Consider the following 5,045-nt stretch of genomic DNA (forward strand, 5'->3'; position numbering starts at 1 on the left):
ATGACAAATACCTTAAAAATCCACCCCTCGCTTCAAATCCACCCCTTTGTCACAATAATGCTTATGACAAATCATCTCCGAATGAACCGTCGCTAATTCAAAATAAGCGGGTTGATTTTTACAACGACCTGTGATAATAACCTCCGTATCACGAGGTTTGCGTAACAGCGCCTCGACAATCGGTTCAACCTGCAACAGTTCCAAGTCAACCGTCGGATTCAGTTCATCCAGAATAATCGTTTTATATAACCCCGACGCTAACGCCGCCCTAGCAATTTCCCATCCCCGTTCCGCTTCCACATAATCCAAAATTTGCTGCTGTCCCCGCCAGACGATCGCATCTCGACCACAACGCTGATGATCCACCAGATTCGGGTAACTTTGACGCAAGGCTGCGATCGCGGCGTCTTCGGTATACCCGCTTCCTCCCTTGAGCCATTGCATAATCATCACCCGGTGGGATTTATCCGTACTAATTCCCCGACCAATGGCTTGTAACGCTTTCCCTAACGCATTGGTCGATTTTCCCTTCCCCGCACCGGTATAAATTTCGATTCCCTCAATCCCCTGTTCCCGAGAAACCGGGTGATCATGAGGAACCGACTCACTATGTAAATCCGCCAAATCCAACAGCGCCGGCGGTGTTCCGCGTCCGGTGACAATCACTTCCAGAGACGGCGGTTTATTTTTCAGGGTTTGCACCACCTCCTCAACCGGGAGTAACCCCAAATCCAGCAACGGATTCAACTCATCCAGCACAACAACCGAATAGAGATTGGACGCGATCGCGCCTTTCGCCACATCCCAACCGCGCTGCGCCTCTAACTTGTCAAACCGCGTCACTTCCTCTTGGGTAAAAAACTCACTTCGTCCCGTGCGAACCTGATCAATCAAGTGAGGAAACGCCCGTCGCAACGCCTCAATCGCCGCATCCTCATCATAGTTCCGTCCCGGTCCCTTAAGAAACTGTAACAATAAGACCCGACTGGATTCCACACAGTTGATCCCCAAACCAATTGAGCGCAAAACCACGCCCAATGCGGCTTGAGACTTGCCCTTACCGACGCCATCGTAAACATGAATCTGACCGGTGATGCGTTCTGTACGCTCAGCCGCCGTGCGAATACCAATACCTGTCCTAGTCATTGACGATCCTTGAGACTTTACCCCAACTCAGTTTAACGATACAACAGCGAATGTTAAGAATAACCTTCACCTTCTTATCTGAGCCACCCTAATATAGTATAAAAATATCCCCGTCGCCGTTATGGGGAAGAAGGCAGCAGGTAGGAGGCTCCCAGGATGTAACGTTTATAGTATCTACTTTTTCATGGGTGGATTATTTGGAGCAGCACTACACGAGGAACCGATAATATCGATTAAAGTGAAACCATTATGATAGATATTGTTTTGCCCCTACAACTGATTGTATTTCAAGTCTTATTCCTGTTGGTGGCGATCGCCCTAGAATCCCGCGTCTTTCACCGACGGCTAAAACTCACTCGCAAAAACAGCGTGCAATATGCCACATCGCTGAATTTATGGAGCGTTGTTATTGGTTGGTTAATATTTTTAATTCTAGAAACTTTGTTGCCTCAATTTTTACGAATTCAAATTATTAATTTTATTTTCTTCGATCAGCCAATAGGCAGTCAGTTAAACGAAGCAGATCCTCGAATAATTTTCATCGGTATCGTAATTTTCTTTTTCAGTTTTATTGTTAAAATAATCGGATTTGAATTTATAAAAATATGGATTCATGATCAGCCGAACCAGTTTAGTACAAGTTCTGATATATCGAACAAAAGACCCAGCTTATTCAGTCAACCTAAGCGGAAGATTACCCAATATCAACCAAATCCCGCTTTTGCTGTGCTACTGGCTAATGCCTATAGTTACAGTGCTATTTTGCTGCTTTTAGTATTACGCTTTATGGACGTGAATGATCTTAACTTAAATAGCGTATTATAATCTATACCTACGTCTCCTGAATTATTTCCAGGACGCTCTAACTCTACCCAACGCTCTTACCATTATTTTTAGATTAAACCGATGATCAGGAAAATTATTGAGAATTTATTAAATTGGGTAAACAACTTACTGAAAACTATCTCCGGAATCTTTAACCCTGCCACAGCTTTCGCTTGGCAGACCCTGATCGGGCTAAGTCTTTTCTCGTGGGCAATGTCATTTCTGGCAACGAGTATTTTTACAATTATATTAGCGAGTTTTAGTTGGTGGTTTCTAATTTTAGGTGTCTATTGGGCAACAACTAGCAATAAAGACATCAGCATTGGTAAAGTCCTCTTAAGTCCCTGGATTACGGGAGCGCTGGTTACCATTTATATTTTTGGCATTGTTACAGGCGAATTATCAGCCTACGCTTTAGTCGTCTGGCCCCTAATATCAGCAGTGATTGCCGCATTACCCACTTGTTTGGGTGAGAATTTTCAACCCAAAATTCCCGCAAGAGAAAAACGTCAACCGCTGGTGTGGCTATTCACGACTCAGTTGATACTAAGTAGTTGGTTTCAATTCTATTTTTTAGTACAAGACTGGTTAGTTCAATATCCCACAATCGCCGCTGATACGTTTGAGAAAAGTGCCTTTGTTGTCAGACTATCAACCGAGGAATCGAGGCAAAGGCTACCCCGTGGGACGACCATTTTGGATTTGATAGCATCTCGCTTAGAAGAACAGCTTAATAACCAAGATTGGTCAGACGTTGAACAAATTCTTCTGCTTCGGGAACGCGAACAACTGATTGAGCAGATTGAGCAGATTGACACCCAAGTGAGGCAAGAAATTGACTCCCCCAATATCAAAGAAGACAATTTGTGGAAAGTGAGTCTTGGAGAGATTTCACTACGGGAGTCGGGGTATAACTTAGAACTAAAAGCCTTTTGGGAAGGTCCGCGATCGCAAACCCAACCCTACTCACTCACCAAGTCTTGTCAGATAATAGCCGTCAATCGCCAAACTGACATCGGTATTAGTATTGTTAGTCAGGTAGAATGTGATCCGGTAGAAGGATGGGGCGTCGCTGAACCGATTGTTACCTCTCAATATCCAACTCTATAAATGATGAAAGCCACGCATTCATTGACAAAGGACAAATGACAAAAACATTAGGTAGAATTTGGACAATCGCGACAAATGGGTTTCAGGAAGTCATTCGCGATCGCATCTTTTATGTGATTGGCTTTTTTGCCCTGCTGTTGATCGTTGCCCTACCACTCCTGAGGGAAGTAGCAGCCACCACAGAAGATAAAATATTTATGGATTTAGGTTTAGCAGCGATTGGTGTGTTGGGAGTCCTGGTTGCCATATTTGTTGGGACAGGTTTGATTAATAAAGAAATCGAAAAACGCACCGTATTGATTTTAATTCCTAAACCAATATCACGGGCAGAATTAATTATTGGCAAGCATTTAGGGTTACTGGGAGTCTTAGCGGTTTTGGTTATAGCAATGACAGCTATTTACTTAGCTCTCCTCAGTTTCAATGGCATTAATTACCCCTTAGCTAGCCTACTGATTTCAGCGCTTTACCAGTTTTTAGAGTTAGGCTTAATTGTAGCCGTAGCATTAATGTTTGGTGTGTTTACCAGCTCAATCCTAGCCACACTCCTCACCGTTGGCATTTATTTAATGGGACATTTGAGTCGCGATGTGCAGGAGTTAGGCAAACTCAGCGAAAATGCGACGATTGAGACGATAACCCAAGGTCTTTACCTAATCTTACCCGATTTATCCCGTCTAAATTTAAAAAATGAGGCGGTTTATGGGTTACTCCCTGCCTCTATGACCCTCTTAGGACATGCCGCTTATGCCGTAGTTTACACGATCTTGCTGCTGGCGATCGCGATTCTGATTTTCTCTCGACGTGAGTTTTAATGGGGGATTGGGTGTCCCTTCACTTCGCTCAAGAAAACCGGGTTTGTCGGGGCGGGTAATGAAACTTTCTGTTGGCTATTGATGGTAACGTTTGTACAAAACCCGCCCTGACTCAGCACTATGCTAGAGACGCGCCATGGCGCGTCTCTACATAAATGATGTGTCCTAACCGTCCTGGCGGTTGCTATAACTCCCCCATCTCCCCCAACTCCCCCTGTTTCCTATTTCATGTATTGACTAAAATAAAATCCCGCACAATTTCCACCACTTCAGGTGCAATCTCATGCCCCATATCCACCTCTTTGTACTGCATCGGCGCACCTAGCGCTAGTAAATAATCCCGCAATCGATGAGCTACTCTCAAAGGAACAACATTATCTTGTCTACCATGAACGATAAAAACCGGGGGCAAGGGAGGTTCAATCTCTTGAGGCGTGCGATGCCAATAACCACTCATTGACACTAAACCCGCCAAGGGTAAATGTAACCCAACATCTAGAGCCATGGCTCCCCCTTGAGAAAAGCCCATCATAATCGTAGAGGCGAGAGGAATACCGGTGAGACTTTCCAAAGACTTTAGCCAGTCTGTCAATAGACGCTGACTTTGTGCCAAGCCTTGATAGTCTTCTCGTTCCAAGTCATACCACATATAGCCTCCAGCCACCTGTGGGTGAGCAAAGGGTGCATTAGGTAGCAAGACATGGTAGTTGGATAGAGCTAATTCTGGCACTAGAGGTTGCAAATCTTTAGCATTAGCCCCCCAGCCATGTAAAACTACAACCAGTCCCACTGGTTGTTTACCTGTAGCTGGTGGAATTGAAATCGTCTCCAAAGACAGGGACTTACTCCTGAAAATTAGTTTGATTGCCTTGGTTGTTGATTATCGAATTCGTTACTCAACTCACGGTGCAGTAATTTCAACTAGCTTTGTGAGCAGATGTATCAAAGGATGATGTCAATTTACCACATTGATGTTGGGGGAGTCCAGTGTATCCTAACGCCCCATTAAAAATTATGGCGTGGGTCTTATTGCTCCCCCTCTCCCCCCACAATTAGATAAACTATCGCTACATCCATGACATTAGGTGGGTTAGTAGGGGCTTGGTGACCAAGCCCCTACTCCAAACCTAATTCAACTCAAAACTAAAG

Annotated in this window: 5 protein-coding genes; 3 read left to right on the top strand and 2 right to left on the bottom strand. The window is 44.5% G+C overall.

From position 1 onward, the window contains the following. Positions 1 to 12 precede the first annotated feature (12 nt). The gene (locus ACLFWI_RS26515) at positions 13 to 1,146 is read right to left on the bottom strand and encodes a cob(I)yrinic acid a,c-diamide adenosyltransferase (RefSeq protein ID WP_446406925.1); all 1,134 of its coding nucleotides are present in this window, start codon (positions 1,144 to 1,146) and stop codon (positions 13 to 15) included. 249 nt (positions 1,147 to 1,395) lie between these two features. On the opposite strand from ACLFWI_RS26515, the gene fraC reads away from it, so the two are divergent. The 3 genes from fraC to ACLFWI_RS26530 all read left to right on the top strand — a co-directional run bounded on the left by fraC (position 1,396) and on the right by ACLFWI_RS26530 (position 3,896). Next, on the top strand, positions 1,396 to 1,971 hold the full coding sequence (gene fraC / locus ACLFWI_RS26520) for a filament integrity protein FraC (RefSeq protein ID WP_446415408.1): 576 nt from the start codon (positions 1,396 to 1,398) through the stop codon (positions 1,969 to 1,971). A gap of 81 nt (positions 1,972 to 2,052) precedes the next feature. Next, a complete protein-coding gene (locus ACLFWI_RS26525) occupies positions 2,053 to 3,081 on the top strand; it encodes a DUF5357 family protein (protein ID WP_446415409.1) in 1,029 nt (342 codons plus the stop codon). A 35-nt stretch (positions 3,082 to 3,116) separates the two neighbouring features. Further along, on the top strand, positions 3,117 to 3,896 hold the full coding sequence (locus ACLFWI_RS26530) for an ABC transporter permease (RefSeq protein ID WP_446415410.1): 780 nt from the start codon (positions 3,117 to 3,119) through the stop codon (positions 3,894 to 3,896). A gap of 226 nt (positions 3,897 to 4,122) precedes the next feature. On the opposite strand, the gene ACLFWI_RS26535 is transcribed toward ACLFWI_RS26530, so the two are convergent. Further along, on the bottom strand, positions 4,123 to 4,686 hold the full coding sequence (locus ACLFWI_RS26535) for an alpha/beta hydrolase (RefSeq protein ID WP_446415411.1): 564 nt from the start codon (positions 4,684 to 4,686) through the stop codon (positions 4,123 to 4,125). Positions 4,687 to 5,045 lie beyond the last annotated feature (359 nt).

This window comes from Coleofasciculus sp. (assembly GCF_046539235.1).
Lineage (GTDB): Bacteria > Cyanobacteriota > Cyanobacteriia > Cyanobacteriales > Coleofasciculaceae > Coleofasciculus.

Coding starts and splice junctions, on each gene's coding strand:
- ACLFWI_RS26515 (WP_446406925.1), bottom strand. CDS start 1,146: ATGACTAGGACAGGTATTGGTATTCGCACGGCGGCTGAGCGTACAGAA.
- fraC (WP_446415408.1), top strand. CDS start 1,396: ATGATAGATATTGTTTTGCCCCTACAACTGATTGTATTTCAAGTCTTA.
- ACLFWI_RS26525 (WP_446415409.1), top strand. CDS start 2,053: ATGATCAGGAAAATTATTGAGAATTTATTAAATTGGGTAAACAACTTA.
- ACLFWI_RS26530 (WP_446415410.1), top strand. CDS start 3,117: ATGACAAAAACATTAGGTAGAATTTGGACAATCGCGACAAATGGGTTT.